Here is a 22,629-nt window from a genome sequence, read left to right on the forward strand (position 1 = left end):
ATAAGGTATAAAAAAACTACTTGAGTTTTCACCCAAGTAGTTTAATATTTTAGTCAGGTTGAATTATTATCTCAACTTGATTTTACGCATACGAATGTTTTGAGGTGTAACCTCAACTAATTCGTCCTCACGGATATATTCCATACACTCCTCTAAAGAGAAGATACGTTTAGGAGTAATTTTAGAGTTATCATCAGAACCCGACGCACGCATGTTTGTCAATTTCTTACCTCTAACAATATTTACTCTTAAATCCATTGGACGGTTGAATTCACCAACAACTTGACCTTCGTAGATTTCCTCAGTAGGATCAACAAAGAAAGTACCTCTATCTTGAAGTTTATCAAGAGAATAGGCAGTTGGAGAACCAGTTTGGTCAGAAATGATTGCACCATTGTTCTTAGTAGCAATCTCTCCTTTGAAAGGTGCATACTCTTTAAAACGGTGAGTCATAATAGCTTCACCTGCAGTTGCAGTTAAGATATTATTTCTTAAACCAATGATACCACGAGAAGGAATTTGGAATTCAAGGTGTTGCATATCGCCTTTAGGCTCCATGATTAATAATTCACCTTTTCTCTGCGTAGCTAATTCAATTGCTTTACCAGAAACAGATTCAGGAACGTCGATTACCAATGATTCGATTGGTTCGTTTTTCACTCCATCAATTTCTTTGTAAAGTACTTGAGGTTGACCTACTTGTAATTCGTAGCCTTCGCGACGCATTGTTTCGATCAATACAGCCAAGTGAAGAATACCACGACCGTATACAATAAATCTGTCTTCAGAATCAGTAGCTTCTACACGTAGAGCTAAGTTCTTTTCAGTTTCTTTGTATAAACGATCACGTAAGTGTCTTGAAGTAACAAACTTACCTTCTTTACCAAAGAATGGTGAGTTGTTAATCATAAACAACATACTCATAGTAGGCTCTTCGATAGCCATACGAGGAAGTGGATCTGGATTTTCTACAGTTGTTACTGTATCACCGATTTCAAAATCGTCGATACCAATAATTGCACAAAGATCACCAGCTTTAACTTCTGATACCTTTTTACGACCTAGACCTTCAAAAGTTTGAAGTTCTTTGATACGTACTTTCTTTACAGAACCGTCAGCTTTTGCAAGACCAACGAAAGAACCTTCTGTTAGAGTACCTCTAGTTAAACGTCCAATCGCAATACGACCAACGAAACTAGAAAAGTCTAAAGAAGTAATCTGTAATTGAGGGTCTCCTTCTGGAGATGGTGCTTCAGGAACTAAATCAACAATACCATCCAATAAAGGAACGATAGAGTCAGTTACGTTTTTCCAGTCGTCACTCATCCAACCCATTTTAGATGAACCGTAGAAAGTTGGGAATTCCAATTGCTCTTCAGTAGCATCCAAGTTGAAGAATAAATCAAAAACTTGATCGTGTACTTCGTCAGGACGACAGTTAGGCTTATCAACTTTGTTGATAACCACGATTGGCTTCAAACCTAGCGATAATGCTTTACCTAGAACAAAACGTGTTTGAGGCATTGGACCTTCAAATGCATCTACTAAAAGAAATACACTATCAGCCATTTTCAATACACGCTCAACTTCACCACCGAAATCGGCGTGACCAGGAGTATCGATGATGTTGATTTTAACTCCCTTGTAGTTAATAGAAACGTTTTTAGAAAGAATGGTAATCCCTCTTTCACGCTCAAGGTCGTTGTTGTCAAGAATCAACTCTCCTGCTTCTTGATTGTCGCGGAACAATTCTGCCGCGTGTAGCATTTTATCTACTAGTGTTGTTTTGCCATGATCGACGTGAGCGATGATAGCGATATTACGGATACTACTCATGATAAATTTTTATGAACGTGCAAAGATAGCAGAACTATTATACTATTATAACTTTATACCCTTCTTATTAGTAACTATTGTTGAAAAACTTAATTAATTGTATTTCATACTCTTATATGTTTACAAATAATTAACATGTTTTTTTTGCGAAACCGGTTTCGGGAAATGATATTTGTACTGTAGAATTAATAACACAAAACAAGCGATAATTACCTCACCTTTACCTTGGTGTAATTGTCTGATCATTAACTATATAATCAATAACCTTAATATCCAAGTATATGTCAAACGAAGTGAAATTTTCGAAATTCCTGATGGGAATGTGCCTTAATACGGGTGAGTCTATGCAAGCAATTGCAAGAAATTTAGGAATTAATACTAATAGCCAAGAAATTAATGCATTAGTATCTAAATTTGAGGTTGAAGGCCTTGTAGAAAAAGTTCAAAGAACAACAAAAGAAACAATTGCTTATTTATCTCCTAGAGGAAATGAAGAAGCTCGATTATTAATAGAAGGAGTTGTTTAGTCGTTAAGATTAAATTTCATATAAATTAATAATAAAAAACAACCGCTATGTAAATTGCTTACATAGCGGTTGTTTTTTTTGCAAATAGTTAAAAACAATTAATAATATTATTAAATGCTTAAAGTAATTTAATATTAAAAACCTGATATATATTCTCACGTATAAACCCTCAAACACAACCAAATAACAACCGATAAACCTAATAGTATTATGTCAACAGAAATCAAACAATCAAAACTCTTAGTGGGTATCTGCATACACTCAGGTGAATGTCTAGAAGAAATTGCCAAAAATTTAGGGCTAAGTACAACTAGAGATGAAATAGAAGTATTAGCATCTTTAATGGAAAACGATGGCTTATTAAATGGTGTACACAGAGAGTATAATAAAACACACGCAGAATTAACATCTAAAGGTGTTAGTACAGCATTCTCACTTTTAGAGAACCATTAGTAAAAGAAAATAAGATCTTGATTTTAATAAAGAAATGGGCAAACCAATTAATTATTGGCTTGCCCATTTTGTTTTACTGAAAGAAAATAAACCTAATCTACTAAAAGAGTATTTCCTGATTCGAATAAAATAACTTTATCGTTAGCGGCCTTTAATGTTCCTAAAAAGTAGTTATCATTCACAATGCTATTCTTCTCGTTAATGATATGTTCTAAATTAGAGATAGTAACATTGAATACCTCTTGATTATGACTGACTCTTGTAAAGTTTACAGTATTTAGAGGTTGACCATCTTTGCCTATCATTCTCCAAGTTCCATTAATTACTTTCTCAAATTCTAGATCTTTAGCTACATCTCCAGTTAGTGAAACTACTTTTCTATGTGCACCATATTTTTCTAAATAAATCTCCATTTGAAGCCTTGAAAATCTCTTTTTTATTGAAGAATCATTAATTTTTCTCGTTAACTCCCAAACTTCACCTGTTTTTACGAATGCAATACCGGCAGAGTTAAAAGGTGTAACTTCATCAAATTTCTTAGAATAAAGTGCTACCCCAGAATGAGAAGTGTGCTGCATATAACCAATTCCTTTAATAATGCATCCAGAAGTATCACTCATAAATAATTCCTCTCCAGCAGAAAGTTTACCTAAAATTTCACCTTTAGTGTTTATAATAGATGATGTATTAACGGTTGCATAATCACCTTTAAAACTAGTAGCACTATTAAATTGGATAGGTATAATTAATTCACCCTTTTGATTTATATATCCCCATTTATTTTTAATACAAACAGGAGCAATTTCATTACTAAAACTTTTTGCAATATTATAGGTAGGTGCTATAACCCATTTACCACTTTTATCAATAAACCCATATTTTCTATCTTTTGCAGTCTTTCCATTTTTTTGAGCTACTGCTAAGCCATTTTCAAAGGGTTTTATTTTTTTGAAATTAAGTTTTACAATTACTTTTCCTTTTTCATTAATAACTCCTTGAAGTTTTGAATCACCTTTTTTAGAAACGATTGCATAATTATTTCCAATAAAATGAAACTTGTAGTTTTTAAACTCAGTTGTATTCATCTTCTCTATCCTATTAGAGTTTAAAGGAGTAGTAGTATTCTTTACACTCCATTGGCCATCTTTATTAATAGAATAGACAACAGTAGAATCTTTTATAAATTTAATATATTGAGTTTGATGAATAGGGGCGGAATTATTGTATTTAAAGGAAATAAGTGTATCACCTTTGTAATTGATTAAACCCCATTTGTTGTCTTTTTTTGCAACAAATTGTTTGTCATTTACAGCAAATAATTGATCATAAATTAAGGGGCAAGCTCTTTTTCCTTCATAATCAATTAGTCCTTTTTTATTATCGAGTTCAGCAATAGCAACTCCAGAGCTGTCCATCCAAATTTCTTGAAAGTTATCTGCAATAAAGTCGAATTCTGGTTGAATTACTTCTTTACCGTTATAATCAATAAAAGTTTGTTTTCCCTCTATTGTTCTTGCCTTTGCTATTCCTTTATGAATTGTCCAAACTTCTGGAAAACCTGAACTTTGTATATATTCTGGAGTTAAAGCAATCTCTCCATTATAGTTTACAAATCCAGAACTACTTCTTTTTTCAATTAGAGCCAATCCTTCTTTATCTTTCCAAGCTCTTTCAAAACCAATAATATCAGTATAAACAGGAGGGATAAGTACAGTGCCATCCTCTTTTATATATCCAACATATTTATAGCCGGTAATAGTTTTTCTATCGATAGGATCTATAATTTGCTTTCTTTTGATCTTTGCAATACCATTCTCAAAAGGTTCTAAAATATTGACATTTAATTTAGGTGTAAAACTCCATTTATTAGTTTTACTATAACGTCCCCATCTACCCTTTGATTTTATATTTGCACCAGTGGCATCAATTTGAATTTCATCATAGATAGTAGGAATAATTTCTTTACCAGTAATATCAATTATTCCCCATTTACCTATACTGCCTTCTCCTTCTTTAATTTTTAACCAGCCACCTTTATTATAACCAATACCATCATATTCAATTGGAATCTGAATTGTACCATCAGTATAAACTAAACCGAATTTGTCAAATTTCTTAACTATGGCATACCCGTTATTAAAGTCAGAGGCTAATGTATAAATAGGAGCCGTAATTATTTCCGCATTTTCATCTATAAAACCATAGAACCCGTCTTTACTTTTAAAGTAAGCTACATTATCATAAAAATTACCAATTGTTTCTATTGAGTACTGATTTGCTTCGTCTGTAATTTGTCTTTTTATAGCACCATTTATATTAATTAGATTATCCCATAAAGTATCAATACTAATTCTAGCCCAATTACTATGTGAGAAATCCTCTAGAACAATGTCTTTAAAATGATCTTTGAATAGAATAGTACCTTTTTGCTGATCAATTAAATAATAATTAAGTGTACCATCTTTTTCTTCTCGTCTACCTATAACTATATTTTTAGAATTGTTTTCTTTGATATAGAAGAAAGATAAGCCATTTAAAAGTACTTTTCCCGTTGGAGCAACGAGATAATAATCGTTTAAAACATCTACCCATTGAGGCGTTTTATAATTACCCTTTTTTACTTCCAAACATTGATACTTAAGTATATTTTGAATTTGGAACCTTTTGAAATCTTTTAAAGAGTTAAATGTTTTTTTAGATGTGATTGTTCCTACTGAATCAATAACTATATAATCTAAAGCAGGGCTACCTTTAATTGTTGCGATAAGAAGGTTTGATTCTATAATATCAATTTTTTGATAATTTGGAGTAACCTGTTCTTCACAATTACTATTTAAGAACCCTTTAAAATTACCTTTTGATGTTATAAATATGGAAGTCTCTGTTAAGGTAATATCATCAAATTTAGGTGTAATGAGTTCTTTTCCATTTATATCAATTATACCTAACTGATCTCCAGAATAACTTTTAATTAAGTTAGCAAATGGAGCCAAATTAGAATAGGGTTTACTTAAATGAGTATTATTATTATCAATTAAAAAGCAATCTGTATTATTCCAACCAACAAAGGTATCATCCTTTATAAATTCAACTCTATCGTATGCAATAGGTAGAATTATTTTACCAGTAGTATTAATAACTCCAATTTTATTATTCTGCCCCACTCTAAAATAAGTACCATTAGAAAGAGGAGTAATAAATTGATATTCTATTGGTATTATTACTTCAGTTCCTGATGTACCTCCCCATTTCCCATCTTTACAGACTGGATAAATAGTTTGAGAAAAACTAAAAAATGGAATTAAATAGAATAAGATAGTTAAGAATTTTTTTGACATAAAACTCAAATAATTTCAATGTACACAGTTATACCTTAATGGATAAAAAGGTATTTAAGATTAGTTAGTGTGAATTAGTCGAAAGTCATGCCAATAAAAAAGGAATTACAAAATCTAGTTATGTAATTCCTTTAATATCATTATGCTATCACTTTAAAGTACTTTTTAACGAGCTCTACTTTTCTGAGTAACTCATCTTTATCATCAGCAATTATAGTAATATGCCCCATCTTTCGTTCGGGCTTAGTAATGTGTTTTTCATAGAGATGAATGTAAACACCCGAGAGTTTAAGAATTTCATCAATTCCTTTATAAATAGCTTCTCCAGTATATCCTTTTTCGCCAAGAACATTTACCATTGCAGACGGGCTACGTCTTTTTGTATCACCTAAGGGGAAGTCTAAAATAGCTCTAACGTGTTGTTCAAACTGAGAAGTAATATTGCCTTCTATTGTCTGATGTCCACTGTTATGCGTTCTAGGAGCAACCTCATTAACAATAACATTTCCTTCATTATCAACAAAAAACTCAATAGCCAATAAACCAACGTAGTCTAACTTATTTAATAAGTCTATAGAAATTTCTTTGACTTTATTTTCTACCTCTTTACTGATATTCGCAGGAGAAAGTAAATAATCTACAAGGTTACTTTCATGGTAAACAATCTCTACAGCAGGGAATGTTTTAATTTCACCACTAGGGTTTCTTGCTGCAATAATTGATATTTCTTTATCAATATCAACCATTTTTTCAAAAACTGAAGGTCCATCAAACCCCTTAGAAAAATCGTTTTCAGTTTTCATTACCTGAACACCTCTACCGTCATAGCCACCTTTACCTATTTTCATTACTGCCGGTAATAGGTCTTTATGTTGATCTAAATCTTCTTTTGAATCTACTAAGACAAAAGGAGAGGTTGGGATATTATTATCAGCGTAAAATTGTTTCTGAATACGTTTATCTTGAATTAATTGAATATGATGAGGTTTTGGATAAACAGTTGTTCCTTGTTTTTCAATTTCAATTAACGCATCTGCATTTACGTTTTCGATTTCGATGGTTAATACATCAATATCTTTCGCAAAATTCATGACTGTATCATAATCATTGAGAGAGCCTTGAACAAATTCATGCGCCATTGCTTTACATGGAGCATTTGGATCTGCATCCAATGTTTTAACATGAATATTTAAGTTCATAGAAGACTGAATCATCATTCTTCCTAATTGACCTCCACCTAAAACACCGATCTTTTTCATATTAATTTATAATTAAAAAGTCACCTCGAGATAATACTATTATTTGAGGTGACTATTTTTTTTATTTTTGAAATGACTTATAAATCGAAGCCAATATCTTTACGATAATATTTCTTGTCGAACTGAACAGCTTCGGCAGCTGCAAATGATTTAGCTAATGCTTCATTCATTGTCGCTCCTTTTCCTGTTAATGCCATTACTCTACCACCATTTGTGATAACTTCGCCAAGTTCACTAAATGTTGTACCCGCATGGAAAGGTAATACATCTTCCACAGTATCAACTTTAGTAATTTCTTTTCCGTTCTGATACTTTTCAGGGTATCCACCAGAAACCAGCATAACAGTACTTGTAACGCAATCTTCAAACTCAATTTTTGCTTGGTCAAGTTTACCTTGTCCTGCTAAGTCAAGAATTTCAAGAAGATCACTTTTTACTCTAGGAATGACTACTTCTGTTTCTGGATCACCCATTCTTGCATTGTATTCAATAACAAAAGGTTTTCCATCTACTTTAATTAATCCAAAGAAGATAAAACCAACATAATCGATACCATCTTTTGTAAGACCATCGATTGTAGGTTTTACAATAGCTTTATCAATTTCTGCCATAAAAGCAGCATCAGCAAATGGCACTGGAGAGATAGCTCCCATTCCACCAGTATTTAAACCAGTATCACCTTCACCAATTCTTTTGTAATCTTTTGCTTCTGGTAAAGTAACATAGTTCTTACCGTCTGTAATTACAAAAACAGATAATTCGATGCCATCTAAAAATTGTTCAACAAGAACAGATTTAGATGCTTCACCAAATTGCCCGCTTAGCATTTCTTTAAGACTGTTTTTAGCTTCTTCTAAAGAGTTAATAATTAAAACTCCTTTACCAGCTGCTAATCCATCTGCTTTTAAGACATAAGGAGGCTTCTGCAATTCTAAAAATGCATATCCACTTTCTAATGTTTCTAATGTAAATGTTTTAGATGCACCGGCAGGGATGTTATGGCGAACCATAAATTTTTTAGAGTAGTCTTTACTTCCTTCTAATAATGCTCCTGCTTTTTTAGGTCCAATTACTTTAACATGAGATAATTTCTCGTTGTCAGCAAAGTAATCAGCAACTCCTTCTACAAGTGGAGCTTCGGGACCAACAATTAACATGTCGATCTCTTCTTCTTGAACAAATTGTCCAAGTTTAGGGAAATCAGTAACCGAAATACTGATATTTTGTGCGACTTCTGCGGTACCTGCGTTACCTGGTGCTGCATATAGTTTTGTTAGCTTGTCGCTTTGGGCAATTTTCCACGCTAGCGTGTGTTCTCTGCCTCCCGAGCCAAGAATGAGTACTTTCATCCTGTTCCTGTAGTTTAGTTGTATAGATTTTACTATAAAAAAATATAATCGCGAATATGCTAAAAAAAATATCTCTATGCTATTCTATGTGTATTGTTTTTCAATTAGTTGTATATTATAAGTATTAAAAAAGATCAATTTATCCATAATCAGTAGCGTTGGATATATTGTTAGGATTTTGAATTATTTATTACTTCGACATTAATGAAAGCTTTACTTTTTAGAAATCAATACCAATTCGCAGAAACTCTAGGTAAACTAACAATTACTGATGACAGTGGAATTGAAGTTTTTTCATGTGATACTTTAGAACTACCATGGAAGGAAAATAAAAATCGTATCTCTTGTATTCCTGAAGGTACTTATAAAGCAGTCTTTCGAGATTTTGGAGCCTATGCAAATAGAGCATTTCACATTCAGCAGCAAAATGGAAATGAGGTAGACGGAAGAACTGGTATATTAATTCATTCTGGGAACTTCTTTACAGACACAAGAGGATGTATACTTGTGGGTAAGGGTTATGCTGATATTGAACTGAAAACAAAGCGTAAACATATTAAGAAAGATGGCATTTTAGATATTCTAAGGTCTAGAAAGACAATGGATGAATTATTGAATCTATGTTCTGAATTTGAAATTGAAATAACTTCAGCTCACAAAAAAGAGATAGAGATATTACCAATTGAAGAGGATTTGATGCTAGAAATTGAAGAAATTTTATTACCATTAAAAGTTGGAGATCAAGCATTTGTAAGTGTAAAATCAAAATTAAATTTAAGAAAAGGCCCATCTACTAAAGAGAGTATAATTAAAACATTAGAAGATAAAGAAGAAGTGACAGTAAAAGGTCTATCTAATGAATGGGCAGAAATACAAACAATAGGATTATCTGGGTGGGTATCTGATAAGTATATTAATAGAGAAGATAATTTTGGAGTAGTAAAAGTAAATAGTGGACATTTGAATATTAGACGAAATTCCAATTTATCTTCTGAAAAATTGATTAATGGCGGTTTAAATAATGGTGAAAAGGTTGAAATTATAGAAAAAAAGGAAGATTGGCTTAAAGTGAATTGTAGATATGAAATTGGCTATGTTTATCAAGATTATTTAAAAAAGTAGTATTGTGTACATCTATAATATGATAATACGGAGAAATGTAAATAAGTTTTAATAAAAATTTGTTTAAGTGTAAAATTTATACTTGTTTAGAAATATCAACAACGAAAAATGTTGATTTATCAAGAAAACACAAACCGTATATACATCGGTTTTAAAAATATTCGATTAGTTGGAAGTTTGTTTGTTAGTTTAGTTTTAGTGAAAAGAACCTGTAATATTTACAGGTTCTTTTTTGTATACAATTTTTTTATTTCTGAAAATTTGGCTTAATTGTACACATTACTTTTGTGTTTATTCCTAACTATCTTTACCATGACTACCAACTTTACCTCATCATTATTTACTGAACCGTATCCTCAGTACATTTCTGACATAATAGAGTCTGCTACAGTGAAATTTAAAGAGATCAATTTAGAATTAATTGATCCAAATGAATTTTTATCAATTCTGTATGATAAATTCTTACAGCTCCGTAAGAATAAAAAGGATATTACATTAGAAGAATGTATTAATAGTATCATCAAAGATGAATTATTAAAACAATGAAATTGATTTTGTGATCCTTCAATATATTCAATTAATTAGTGTAATAATTTTAAGAATAGTTGATAAAGCAGAATATAATTTTGGAACTATTTAGAAAAGTAGATAATAGTTCACCTTACGTATTGTTTTTTGTACTTTTTAATTATTCATTATATAATGATATAAAGTAAATCATATAACAATTCTAATAAAATGTACTTTTTACGCCTCTTACTGTTGTACAATTAAAATATTTACAATTATTTGCAGACGTAATCAAAACAGAACGAATTGATTACGATTTAATAATTGTTTCATACTTAAAGTAAATTGTTATGACTAATTTCTACAAAATTGCATTAGAAGGTGAATTGAAGAATTCAGATATTTTCTTTTCAGTATTTTTAAAAGTTACGAAAAAGAACAATTTATTTAAGTTCTCAATTGATGCAAAAGGAGAGTTCCTTTCACTTACAGAAAGAGAGTCTTTATTAAACATAGGTATGTCTCAATATGCTGAAACAAGGATTTTTGAGACATTTTTAAAATTTAGAGAAGAAGGAATATCAGCAGATATTTCAGATTATATTAGTGTATTATCAGATGAATTATCTGTAGAGGATATTCATGATACATTAGTTGAATTGTCAATAATTTCTGAGGGAGCATTTATGAAATCAGCTTCTTAAGAATTAAAAATATTATAACCCAGAAATACTATTTACTATAGAATTAAAAAATTAGTTGGAAGTTTGTTTGTTAGTTTAGTTAGAAAAGAGCTCGTGATTTTTACGGGCTCTTTTTTTGCATTTTATCTTAACATGAGAGATGTTTATAGAATGTTATTGAATATGAACTATTTGCATATAAATATGATTAATCATATTCGTTAATGTTTTGTTCACAATTCGTTAACCTATAGATTCTAACTAAGAAAAAATAGGATTATTTTAATGTTATGGGTGTAAATCTTGTTTAAACATATTTAAATGTGTTGTTTGCAATGCCGTTAGATATTGTTAACGGACAACCAAGTATATCCATCAAATAATAACCTACATGATTATCAAATACAACTTCAAATTTCAAGACCCTAAGTCAAATTCAGATTTATCAGGTGAATTAAACATCACTATGATTTCTGAAACATCACCAGTTTATGATGTTACGTTAAATCAAGGTTCAAACAATGTTGATTTATTAAAGCTTATGAACGATGTTTTTACACAATATGTAGAATCTAGAGTGTATGAGTTGTTTTCTTCAACAAGAGAAAAAGGAAATACATTGACTGAAAATGAATATATAGAAATTATAAGTAAAGAAGCTCCAACTCCATTAGTTAAAGAAGTTGTTGGAGATATGCATTTTGTGTATGACAATGTAGACTATCTACAAGCATCATAAAACACTAAAATGACTTTACTAAAGAAATAAATTAGTTGAAAGTTTGTTTGTTAGTTTAGTTTAAGAAGGAAAGAGTTTCTGAATTTCGGAGGCTCTTTTTTTATTTATTATAGATAAATTGACAATACATCTATTATATTTGTCTTTTTGTAGTAAAACTTGCACAGTAGTTGCATTAGCATAAACAAGCTTTAAATATTTATTGAAGTCCTTCTCAGATGACTCATTTACTCTTTAAAAAAATAAGTACCCTTCTTATCCTATTACTTCTTTCACAAGTAGGTTGGGCACAGTATGCAAAATGGAAAGTGGGTGTTGGTTTTCAATCTGAAAATATGATGGCATCTTCTTGGAATGATGCTTTAGGACCAAATTATTCTAACTTATCTTGGGGTTGGGGGTATAATTTATCTACCGATTACCTTGTTAAAGATGGTATATCTGTAGGTTTACGTTATGGATATTCGTCATTTTCAGCAAAAAATATATCTTCAGAAACTCAATCTGCAGAAAAAGTTCAAGTAGCTTTTAGTGATATATCTATTTATGGAGACTTTTATATTTTAAAATTCTTCAGGAATGATTTTTTGACACATGTTCAAGAAAGCTTTTTTGTAAGAGTAGCACCTGTATATCATGGTATGAAAGTTAAACCAGGTAATTTATCTTTTACAGATAGTTCATCTACTGTAGTTCAAGATACCACTGTAAATATTAATGGGAGTGCTGGTTTTGGGTTAGCTTTAGGTATTGGATATACTAAATATGTAACAGATAGAATTAGTATCTCAGCAATTGCTAATATGGATTTTTCTGGAGGACATTCAATAGAGAATTTATCTTATGTAAATGAGCCTTCTTATACTACTGTACCCTCAACAACATCAGCCTTTGTTTCTCGGTTTTCTATAGAAGCTAAAGTTGCATATACTATTAAACAAAGGAAACCTCTTTGTCCTATTAGTAGTTGTAGTGTACAACAAGAACATGCTCATGCAATTTTGGGAGGAGCTAGAGTAAGAGGAAATACTTATAATTACCGTCAGAATCAAAAATACGGTGACGTTCATAGAGGGCAAGTAGAAAAATCTAAAAAGAAAAAGACAAAATCATCAAGGGAACAAGATAAAATACAGAAAAAAGAAAAACGAAATAGAAAGAGATTAAGAATTATTGGAGCAGGACACTAGAATTTTTGATTGATTTTAAATGTTATTTTAAATAGATGTATTACCTTTGTGTGATTTATTTTATCTCACCATACTATTTATAGTTATTTCTATTCAAGAAAATAATAAAATTTATATGGAGGGTAATTAGTTCATATTAAACATATTCATGACTATACATAAAGAAGGGCATTCGTTGTTAATCGGTTTATTGGTCGTTTTAGCAGCCCTAAACGCACCACTATATTACTATATGCCAGAATTTGACATTTGGCATGGCGTAGCATTAACGGTAAGTGTAATTTTATTTCTTTTAATACTTCAATTTTTCAGAAATCCAAGGAGAACAATTCCTCAAGGTGACAATCTTGTTATTGCTCCTGCAGATGGGAAAGTTGTTGTTATTGAGGAAACAGAAGAGTCTGAGTATTTTAACGATAAGAGAATACAGATTTCAATCTTTATGTCTCCTTTAAATGTTCATCTAAGTAAGAATCCTATTTCGGGTATTGTTAAATACTTTAAATACCATCCGGGTAAATTTTTAGTAGCGTGGCACCCTAAATCAAGTACAGATAACGAAAGAACTACCTTTGTTACGGAAAACAAAAGTGGTGTTCAAGTTTTGTATCGTCAAATTGCAGGTGCTTTAGCAAGAAGAATCAGATGGTATGTAAAAGAAGGTGATAGTGTAAACCAAGGTGAAGAGTTTGGTTTTATTAAATTCGGCTCAAGAATTGATATTTACCTTCCTTTAGATACAAAGATTAACGTAAATATTGAACAAAAAACACGTGGGGGTGAGACTATTATTGCAGAACTTCCAAGTCGTTAAGATATAAGATATCACTAAAAAAGGTATTCATTGTTTAAACAGTGAATACCTTTTTTTATATACTGAGTACTAAACCATCAAAAGCAGGTTTAATATAAGCAGGTAGTTCTTTTTCTAAATCGCTATGAAACCCAATTCTATGCCCCATATGAGTTAAATAGGCTTTTTTAGGTTGCAATGAATTACATAAATCAACTGCTTGATCTAATGTGAAATGAGAAATGTGTTCCGTTCGTTGTAATGCATCAATAACCAATATATCAAGATCTTTTAATTTGTCTAGTTGGTCGCTGTCAATTTTATTTACATCAGTAATATAAGCGAATTTCTTGATTTTAAAGCCCATTACGGGAAGCTTATAGTGCCAAACTTGTATAGGTTCTATAACTGTTTTACCAATGTTAAAAGCGCTGTTTTTTTCTATTTGGTTTAGATTAACAGAAGGTACACCAGGATATTTATTCTCTGCAAAAATATAACTGTATTCTTGTTTTAATTGATTGAAAACAGGTTCAGTTCCATAAAGTTCTATAGGTTTCATATTATTTAGAAAATAGAAACCTCTAATATCATCCATTCCTGCTGTATGATCTTTATGTTGATGCGTAAAGATCAGACCATCAAGTTGTCGTATATTTTCACGTAATACTTGTTGTCTAAAGTCTGGTCCAGAATCAATAATTATACTTTGACCATCATCAGTTTTTATATGTATTGATGCGCGAAGTCGTTTATCTCTATAATCCATAGATTTACAAACTTCACAATCACAACCTATAATTGGAACACCTTGAGAAGTACCTGTTCCTAAAAAAGTAATTTCCATTTTAAATCATATTTGCTACTATATAGAAAAGTCTTCTGCAGTAACAGTTTCGTAAAGTATGCTATTTTTCTCACTGAGTTGTGATATATCAACGTCAATTTCTTTCAGGATATCAATCATAGATTGAATTTTACCTTCTTGGCTATAATATTTATTTATTATGGCCACTTTCGCATTTTTAATTAGACAATAGCCCGATTTAAAACTTCCCTTTTCGTACCTAAGGTTAAAGTCTGTTTCTGCAAATAGATCTTCTAATTTTACCTGAAGCCCTTTGGTAGGCTTTAAACTGGTCTTTTTAACTGACATAAAAAAAACTGAATAAGTTACATTGCAATGTAGCTTATTCAGTTGAAAATTTTGGAATAGTTTGCCGCTAATATTAGTTATTAGTGACTTTGTTTACAACGTTAACCAAATTATCAAAGTTTAATGGCTTTGGTAAGTATTCGTTTATTCCAACAGCTTTAAAATCGTCCATGCTATAGTTCTTAGCATTGCCAGTAATAGCAACAATAGGTACACTATTTTTAGACGAATCGTCTAAAGCCCTAATTTTTTGAGCACATTCCATGCCGTCCATTACAGGCATATTAATGTCAAGTAGAATAGCGTCAAAATCAGTTTGTTCTAACTTGTCAAGTACTTGCTGACCATTTTTAACTGAAATAATTTCGTAGTTTTGAAATTGAAGTACTTTTCTAGTGATATTTTGTATAACTGAACTGTCTTCAGCTACTAGTATTTTTTTTCCCATTTGTAATTATAGTTTCAGATGGATTATAGAATTATGTAGTATAATTTAGATTTTGTAGTTCGTGTAAAGAACATTTAAAAAGCTACAAACTATATATCAAAAATAAAAATAATAAATGCTATAATACATTTATTCATGTAATTTTTTTAGACCTAAGCCATTTTAGAATGAAATATTCAATGTTCCCCTTTGTTCTCATTTTAGTTCTTATTTCATCAGTATTTGCTCACCCCATTCATTTAAGCGTAAGTGAAGTAAATTACAATTCTGAATCAAATAGTATTGAGATTGCCCAAAAAGTATTTATAGATGATTTAGAAGATGGAATTGAGTTAATGGGTGGTCCTAAACTTTTTTTATATACTGATAAAGAACATCAAGATAGCGATACATGGTTGGCTAAATATTTTCAGCAACATATCAAACTCAAAGTAAATGAGAAAGAAGTGATGTTAAAGTGGGTAGGAAGAGAAACTGACCCAAAGCATGATATACAGGCAATTTGGATTTACATGGAAGTGACTAAAATTAAAAAAATTAAGGCTTTGGAAGTTAAAAATACAGTTTTATTAGCTGTACATAATGACCAAAGAAATATGGTACATCTTACTTGTAATGATGATAAAGTAAGTTGGTTGTTTGATGAAAAAAAAATAACCGAAATAATTCAGTGGTAATCGTTGACTTATGATGGTTTAAAATTGTATATTAAATAACTAAATTAGAGAATCAAGACTGAACCTGAAAAGATACTCCTCATATTATTAGTATGAAAAGACAAACATATAAGCAAATTAGCTACTTGTTAGCACTATTGTTCATAAGTATACTTAGCCCTTTGCAATCTTTGGCAACTCACATTCGTGCAGGTGATTTAACTTTAAGAAGAACAAATGATGTTTCATTAGAATATGAAGCAACAGTAATTCTATATAGAGATGTAACTGGTGTTCAAGCCGGTGAAGGTCTAGTAGATTTTGGCGATGGAACAGAAGCTGTAAGCGTATCTCCAAGGTCTTTAGGTTTTACTGAAGATGGAGAAACAGAAATTATTCAATACACTACAAGGCACACTTTTCCCTCTTCTGGTAAGTTTAAAGTGAGCTATTTTGAAAGGAATAGAAATCCAGGTGTACGAAACATGGAAATTTCTTCTGAAACACCATTTTTTATTCAATCCGAATTTATGATTAATCCTGTATTAGGGTTAAATAGTTCGCCCTTCTTATTAATTCCACCAGTAATTAAAGGTGCTGTTGGACAAAGGTTTATTCATAATGCAGGTGCTTATGATGTTGATGGAGATAGTTTATCTTACAGATTAACTGTTTGTTTACAAGGAAAAGATACACCTGTTCAAAACTATAGATTTCCTGATGATCCAAATGAAGAGTGGTCTAAATTTACAGAACAGTGTGCACAGCCTGCTTTATTTTATATTGATGAAATAACAGGTGATTTAATTTGGGATACTCCTTTTTTGCCGGGAGAATATAATGTTGCCTTTTTTGTAGAAGAATGGAGAGATGGAATTAAGATTGGAGCAGTAAACAGGGATATGCAGGTTATTATTACTGATCCATTAAACTTGAGACCAATTATTGAACCTCAAAATGATACCTGTGTTGTTGTTGGTTCTGATTTATTTAAAACAATATTGGCGTATGATCAAGATCAAGCACCTTGTTATAATCCAGACTCAACAATTGATTGGGGGCCACACCCTATCGAATTAGAAATAGCACAGAAAAGTGATGAAGTAAAGATTGTACCTTATTCAGATATGAATTTTAACGTAACAATCTCGGGTTCTAATCAACAAAATGCAACAGGGCAATTTAGTTGGAGCCCAAAATGTACAGATGTAAGACAGCAACCTTATAAAATTACTTTTGAAGCAAAAGATAAACCTCAAGCAGGAAATACACAACTAGGTACTTTAGAAAACTGGAATGTTACAGTAATTGGTGCAGCTCCAGAAAACCTACAGGCAGTACCTTCAACTTCTGCAGAATTAGCTAAACATGATACAAAAGTTTCGCTCTCATGGGATGCTTATAATTGCTCAGGAGCTGATGAAATTTATATATATAGAAAAATAGGTTCCTTAGATTTTAATCCTGTTTGCGAAACAGGTTTGCCATCATGGACAGGATACCAATATGTTGGTAAAGTAGATGCTACAGAAACTAGTTTTACAGATAGAACTGTGAGCCAGGGTGCAAATTATTGTTATAGAATTTATGCTACTTTTTCTCCTCCTGAAGGTGGAGAAAGTATTGCTTCTTTAGAAGCTTGTGCTTTTATTCCTGATTCTCAATACATTGTTAATGTAGATGTAGATCAAACAGGAACGGATGATGGAAGAATCAATTTAAAATGGACAGTTCCTTTAGATGTAGCTAATATAAATACAGTTACTTATAATGTGTATAGAGGAGAAGGTGACCAGATTCTAGAAGATGTTGATTATGTGAAATTAAATGGGTCACCTCAATCAAATCAAGATACATCTTATGTTGATAACTTATTAAATACTGAAGAAATACAATATCAATATAGAATTGAGTTATTAGAAAATAATTTACCAACTGATACAACTTATATTGCTACCAATATTAGGCTAAAAGCAGATGCAGGATTAGATTTTGTAGATCTTTCTTGGGATGGTAATGTTCCATGGAATTTAACTCCGGATTCTATTGTCGTAGCAACGAATACTGTAGGTGTCTACCATTATATATATAGAAAGATAGAAGGAGATCAGCCTAGTTATACTTTATATGATAGTGTTTTTGTAAATCAGAATGGTTTAAGATATACAGATAGAGGTAATTCTATTCCTCTAGATGATAAAAAACTATATTCTTATTATGTATCAACTATTGGTTCTTTTGAAGTTCCATTCTTACCAGAACCATTAGTGAATAGAACACAAGAAATTACAGTAGAGTTATTAGATACAATACCTCCTTGTCCACCAATTTTATCATTGAAAAATTATGAAGATGGTATTCCTTTCTTAAAAGATAGCTGTGCATCTCCAATCACTTCTAATGGTAGTAATACTTGCTCTAAGGATAGATTTACTGTCAATTTATCATGGTTAAATCAATTAGGAGGAGATTGTGATGATGATATTGTTCGATACAATGTTTACTTCTCTCCGAGAAGAATATCCCGTAAATCTGATTTTGGAGCTCCTTATGATACTTTTGAACATCCTGCAGGAAAACCATTAACAGAAACTGTTTTGTACGATATGATTGATAGAGAATATGTAGCAGGAGTTTATGCAGTTACTGCCGTTGATGATTCTGGTAACGAGAGTGAGTTGAGTAACATTATAGAACAAGATAATTGTGTTTTTTATGAAATGCCAAATGCATTTAGCCCAAACAATGATGGATTTAACGATACTTTAATACCAATGAGGTGTCCAAGATTTACAAAAAGCATTAGATTTTCTGTTATCAATAGATGGGGTCAAGTAATTTATGTATACGATTCAGAAGATAATAATGGAGACATTGAAATTAATTGGGATGGTAAAGATAGAAATGGAAATGAAGTAGAACCTGGTAATTATTATTATCAAGGTGAGCTTGTCAATTATAGACTTGATGAAAGTGATGAAAAAGTGAACATAAAGGGCTCTTTTGTAATATTAAGAGGTAAAGATTCGTCTACTTCACAATAAAGTCGATCAGTTTATAAAATAATCCTATTTTTGTAAAAGTATCCTCAAAAGGGATACTTTTACTGTATTTAATGGTTTGTATTTCTTATCAATTATTAATTTTGAAGGAACATACAATTGAAATTTTCTGGATCAGAAACTATGAATTTAAAAATAATCATTAGCGGCGGCGGAACAGGTGGCCATATATATCCTGCAATTGCAATAGCGAATGCAATTAAAGAAATCAATAATGAAATAGAAATATTATTTGTTGGTGCTGAAGGGAGAATGGAAATGGAGAAAGTTCCAGAAGCTGGTTATGAAATTATAGGATTACCAATTAGTGGTATCCAGCGTAGACTGACTTTAGAGAATTTATCGTTCCCAATAAAACTTATTAAAAGTTTATGGAAAGCAAGTACAGTTATTAGTGATTTTAAACCGAATGCTGTTGTGGGTGTTGGGGGGTACGCAAGTGGGCCCATTATGTGGAGAGCACAGTCGCGTAAGATTCCAACAATTATTCAAGAACAGAATGGATATGCAGGTTTAACAAATAAAATTTTAGGAGGAAGAGCAAGCAAAATATGTGTAGCTTATCCAGATATGGGGTATTATTTCCCTAAAGACTTAATTGAGTTTACAGGCAATCCAGTTAGACAAGATATTACAGACCTATCTGATAAAAAAGAAGAAGGGTTTAAGCAATGGGGTTTTTCTAGTGATAGAAAAGTAGCATTTATATTTGGAGGTAGTCTTGGTGCACTTACTTTAAATGAAAGTATGGCAAATGGAGTACAAAAATTACTCGATCAAAATATTCAAGTAATTTGGCAGACTGGTAAATACTATTTCGAAAAGTATAATCAGTTGTTTGGAAATAGAAAAAATGAAGGGTTACATGTTGTTCCTTTTGTAAAAGATATGGCTAATGTTTATGCAATTTCTGATGTTGTAGTGGCAAGAGCTGGAGCATTATCAATTTCTGAATTATGTTTGGCAGGTTTACCAACTATATTGGTTCCATCTCCAAATGTTGCGGAAGATCATCAAACTAAAAATGCAAATGCATTAGTATATGTAGATGCAGCTATTCTTGTAAAAGATGTAGAAGCAAGAGATGTACTTATTGATGAGGTATTAGCATTGGCTAATGATGATAAGAAAAGAGAAGAACTGAGTACTCAGATATTAAAATTAGCAAAGCCAAATGCGGCAAAAGATATCGCTCAGAATATTATTACTGCTGCAGAAGCACATTACAAACGAATGAACTAAAAGAACTATAAAATGTTACCTGCTTATATATATTTTTTAGGAATTGGAGGCATTGGGATGAGTGCTTTAGCTCGTTGGTTTAATGCCAATGGAACAAAAGTAGTTGGATATGATAAAACACCAACTGATTTAACGACTCAGCTACAAGAAGAAGGTATTGAAGTAGTTTTTGATGATGCTGTTGAGGCTTTGCCAAAAGAACTGCTAACACTACCTAAAAATGATGTTCTAGTGGTTTTTACACCTGCCATTCCTAAGACGCATAGAGGAATGAACTTTTTGAAAAAAGAGGGATTTACAATAAAGAAGAGAGCAGAAGTATTAGGAATAATAACTTCTACAAGTTTTACAATTGGTATTGCAGGTACACATGGTAAAACAACTACATCATCTATGTTGTCACACCTTTTAGAAGCTAATAATAGAAATTGCTCGGCTTTTTTAGGTGGAATATCTACTAATTATGGTACAAATATGCTATTAGGAAATAGCAAAAAGGATGACCATATAGTAGTCGTAGAAGCAGATGAATTTGATCGTTCTTTCCTTCAGTTATCTCCCAATATAATAGGAGTGACAAGTTGTGAGGCAGATCATTTAGATATTTATGGAGATGAGGCTGCCGTGTTTTCATCATTTCAAGAGTTTATTAATAAGCTTCCAGAAGAGGGAAAACTCTTTTTAGAAAGCAATATATCAAAGTTAAAAGGACAAAATCCTTCTAATTCAAAAACGTACGGTATAGACAGTGGAGATATTTATGCAGACAACTTAAGGGTAAAAGATGCAAAATTCTATTTTGATGCAAATTTTGGAAATAGTAGATCGATCTTAAATATTGGTCTTCAAATGCCAGGTTTTCATAATGTTGAAAATGCGCTATTGGCAATGTCTATTGCTTTAGAAATTGGACTTTCTGAAAGTGAAATAAAACAAGCAATTGAATCATATAGAGGGGTAAAGAGACGTTTTGAGAAGTGGGTAGAAACGAAAGATAAAGTTTATGTTGATGATTATGCACATCATCCTACAGAAATTACTACCTTTATAAAGTCTTTAAAGGCATTATATCCTAACGATAAAATTACTGTAATTTTTCAACCTCATTTATATTCTCGTACTGCTGATTTTGCTGATGAATTTGGCGAAAGCTTATCATTAGCAGACGAAGTTTGGCTTTTACCTTTATACCCTGCTAGAGAAGAATTTGTTGAAGGTGTAAACTCTGAAATGCTTTTAGGTAAGATTACACATGATAATAAACGAATTGTTATGGATGACGATTTGATAAATCAAGTAAAACAATTAGATAACCGAGTTGTAGCAACTGTTGGAGCCGGAAATATTGATCGTTTTATTAAAGAAATAGCTTCAATTTACTCTTAAGATGGAGAAAAATAAATTTTACAAACAATTTCAATCCCAAAAAGGCATAACAGGAATAATAGTTTTATTAGTAATAATAGCTATTACAATTTTGTATACGGTTGCCAATAAAAATAAATTTAATAATACCGGAGAGGTTGTTATTAATGTGACAAATTATGATGCACCTAGATTTGTAGAAGATACAGAAATTAAGGATGCCATCTCTAAAATGAATTTGGATAGAAAAGAGATGGATGCAATTTCTATTAAAGATATTGAACAATCGCTTAACGATATTCAATTTGTTAGAAAAGCAGAGGTTTCTAAAGATCTTAAAGATAATTTAGTGATTGATATTGAACAAGATAGACCAATAGCTAGGGTGGTTTCAGCTTCTGGTAAATCTACATATATCAATAAAGAAGGTAAACTAATAGGATTGTCTAAGAAATACGCAGCTCGAGTTGTTTTAATAACAGGTAGAGGTGCAGATAGATTATTAGATGAAAAATATTGGAAAGACACAGTGTATGGTAGAAATTTATTGTATTTTGTAAATAAGTTGGCAAACGATAGATTTTGGAATGCGCAGATTACTCAATTGGATTTACAGCCTGATATGTCGATTACAGCTTTCCCTCAAATAGGGAAAGAAAGAATTGAATTTGGGTATCCAATCGATTTTAATCAGAAGCTGGGTAAGTTAAAGGTTTATTATAATACAATCGTTTCCTCAAAAGGATGGAATGTATACAATAAAATTAAATTACAGTATGAAGGTCAAATAGTTTGTAATTAAGTAAAAATCAATTTGATTTATTTGCTTTTTTGATAACATTATTAGAAATTTTGACTTTTTAATCAACTTATGGATTTAGTGATAAATTCAACAAACAAA

General features: G+C 31.3%; 20 protein-coding genes. 13 read left to right on the top strand and 7 right to left on the bottom strand.

All coding sequences use genetic code 11. From position 1 onward, the window contains the following. Window positions 1-66: 66 nt before the first annotated feature. Window positions 67-1,836 carry a translational GTPase TypA gene (typA, locus tag EI427_RS02330; RefSeq protein WP_126611183.1) on the bottom strand — a complete coding sequence of 590 codons (1,770 nt, stop codon included), beginning with the start codon at window positions 1,834-1,836 and terminating at the stop codon, window positions 67-69. 281 nt (window positions 1,837-2,117) lie between these two features. Between typA and EI427_RS02335 the strand changes: the two genes are divergently transcribed. Together EI427_RS02335 and EI427_RS02340 are read left to right on the top strand one after the other, a co-directional pair. Beyond that, window positions 2,118-2,363, top strand: coding sequence for a hypothetical protein (locus tag EI427_RS02335; RefSeq protein ID WP_126611185.1), 246 nt, complete (start codon window positions 2,118-2,120; stop codon window positions 2,361-2,363). 210 nt (window positions 2,364-2,573) lie between these two features. Continuing rightward, window positions 2,574-2,816, top strand: a complete 243-nt coding sequence (locus EI427_RS02340; protein WP_126611187.1) for a hypothetical protein — start codon at window positions 2,574-2,576, stop codon at window positions 2,814-2,816. Window positions 2,817-2,908: 92 nt separating this feature from the next. Here EI427_RS02340 and EI427_RS02345 read toward each other — a convergent pair whose 3' ends face one another. The 3 genes from EI427_RS02345 to purD all read right to left on the bottom strand — a co-directional run bounded on the left by EI427_RS02345 (window position 2,909) and on the right by purD (window position 8,762). Next, window positions 2,909-6,154 carry a WG repeat-containing protein gene (locus EI427_RS02345; RefSeq protein WP_126611189.1) on the bottom strand — a complete coding sequence of 1,082 codons (3,246 nt, stop codon included), beginning with the start codon at window positions 6,152-6,154 and terminating at the stop codon, window positions 2,909-2,911. 140 nt (window positions 6,155-6,294) lie between these two features. Beyond that, entirely contained in the window at window positions 6,295-7,413 is a 1,119-nt protein-coding gene (locus EI427_RS02350) for a 5-(carboxyamino)imidazole ribonucleotide synthase (RefSeq protein ID WP_126611192.1), read from the bottom strand. A 77-nt stretch (window positions 7,414-7,490) separates the two neighbouring features. After that, on the bottom strand, window positions 7,491-8,762 hold the full coding sequence (gene purD / locus EI427_RS02355; protein WP_126611194.1) for a phosphoribosylamine--glycine ligase: 1,272 nt from the start codon (window positions 8,760-8,762) through the stop codon (window positions 7,491-7,493). A 204-nt stretch (window positions 8,763-8,966) separates the two neighbouring features. Between purD and EI427_RS02360 the strand changes: the two genes are divergently transcribed. The 6 genes from EI427_RS02360 (at window position 8,967) to EI427_RS02385 (ending at window position 13,820) form a co-directional block, all read left to right on the top strand. After that, a complete protein-coding gene (locus tag EI427_RS02360) occupies window positions 8,967-9,884 on the top strand; it encodes a DUF5675 family protein (RefSeq protein ID WP_126611196.1) in 918 nt (305 codons plus the stop codon). Window positions 9,885-10,196: 312 nt separating this feature from the next. After that, window positions 10,197-10,430: a hypothetical protein gene (locus EI427_RS02365; RefSeq protein WP_126611198.1), complete on the top strand. Its 234-nt coding sequence runs from the start codon at window positions 10,197-10,199 to the stop codon at window positions 10,428-10,430. A 314-nt stretch (window positions 10,431-10,744) separates the two neighbouring features. Then, window positions 10,745-11,098, top strand: a complete 354-nt coding sequence (locus EI427_RS02370) for a hypothetical protein (protein ID WP_126611200.1) — start codon at window positions 10,745-10,747, stop codon at window positions 11,096-11,098. A 370-nt stretch (window positions 11,099-11,468) separates the two neighbouring features. Then, a complete protein-coding gene (locus EI427_RS02375; protein ID WP_126611203.1) occupies window positions 11,469-11,816 on the top strand; it encodes a hypothetical protein in 348 nt (115 codons plus the stop codon). A gap of 218 nt (window positions 11,817-12,034) precedes the next feature. After that, window positions 12,035-13,006 (top strand): hypothetical protein, encoded by a 972-nt coding sequence (locus EI427_RS02380; protein WP_126611205.1) that lies wholly within the window; start codon window positions 12,035-12,037, stop codon window positions 13,004-13,006. Window positions 13,007-13,154: 148 nt separating this feature from the next. Beyond that, window positions 13,155-13,820, top strand: a complete 666-nt coding sequence (locus tag EI427_RS02385; protein ID WP_126611207.1) for a phosphatidylserine decarboxylase family protein — start codon at window positions 13,155-13,157, stop codon at window positions 13,818-13,820. Between the two features lie 55 nt (window positions 13,821-13,875). On the opposite strand, the gene EI427_RS02390 is transcribed toward EI427_RS02385, so the two are convergent. From EI427_RS02390 to EI427_RS02400, 3 genes are all read right to left on the bottom strand, one after another. Further along, window positions 13,876-14,646 carry an MBL fold metallo-hydrolase gene (locus EI427_RS02390; protein WP_126611209.1) on the bottom strand — a complete coding sequence of 257 codons (771 nt, stop codon included), beginning with the start codon at window positions 14,644-14,646 and terminating at the stop codon, window positions 13,876-13,878. Window positions 14,647-14,664: 18 nt separating this feature from the next. Next, window positions 14,665-14,955, bottom strand: coding sequence for a hypothetical protein (locus tag EI427_RS02395; protein ID WP_126611211.1), 291 nt, complete (start codon window positions 14,953-14,955; stop codon window positions 14,665-14,667). Window positions 14,956-15,028: 73 nt separating this feature from the next. Next, window positions 15,029-15,403: a response regulator gene (locus tag EI427_RS02400; RefSeq protein WP_126611213.1), complete on the bottom strand. Its 375-nt coding sequence runs from the start codon at window positions 15,401-15,403 to the stop codon at window positions 15,029-15,031. A 167-nt stretch (window positions 15,404-15,570) separates the two neighbouring features. On the opposite strand from EI427_RS02400, the gene EI427_RS02405 reads away from it, so the two are divergent. The 5 genes from EI427_RS02405 to EI427_RS02425 all read left to right on the top strand — a co-directional run bounded on the left by EI427_RS02405 (window position 15,571) and on the right by EI427_RS02425 (window position 22,530). Continuing rightward, window positions 15,571-16,080, top strand: a complete 510-nt coding sequence (locus EI427_RS02405; protein WP_126611215.1) for a DUF6702 family protein — start codon at window positions 15,571-15,573, stop codon at window positions 16,078-16,080. A 92-nt stretch (window positions 16,081-16,172) separates the two neighbouring features. Further along, window positions 16,173-19,103, top strand: coding sequence for a T9SS type B sorting domain-containing protein (locus tag EI427_RS02410; protein ID WP_126611217.1), 2,931 nt, complete (start codon window positions 16,173-16,175; stop codon window positions 19,101-19,103). Window positions 19,104-19,244: 141 nt separating this feature from the next. Continuing rightward, on the top strand, window positions 19,245-20,363 hold the full coding sequence (gene murG, locus EI427_RS02415; RefSeq protein ID WP_126611219.1) for an undecaprenyldiphospho-muramoylpentapeptide beta-N-acetylglucosaminyltransferase: 1,119 nt from the start codon (window positions 19,245-19,247) through the stop codon (window positions 20,361-20,363). 12 nt (window positions 20,364-20,375) lie between these two features. Then, the gene (gene murC / locus EI427_RS02420; protein WP_126611221.1) at window positions 20,376-21,749 is read left to right on the top strand and encodes a UDP-N-acetylmuramate--L-alanine ligase; all 1,374 of its coding nucleotides are present in this window, start codon (window positions 20,376-20,378) and stop codon (window positions 21,747-21,749) included. 1 nt (window position 21,750) lies between these two features. Then, entirely contained in the window at window positions 21,751-22,530 is a 780-nt protein-coding gene (locus tag EI427_RS02425) for a cell division protein FtsQ/DivIB (RefSeq protein ID WP_126611223.1), read from the top strand. Window positions 22,531-22,629: the final 99 nt, after the last annotated feature.

The organism is Flammeovirga pectinis (genome assembly GCF_003970675.1).
In the GTDB taxonomy this organism is placed as follows: domain Bacteria; phylum Bacteroidota; class Bacteroidia; order Cytophagales; family Flammeovirgaceae; genus Flammeovirga; species Flammeovirga pectinis.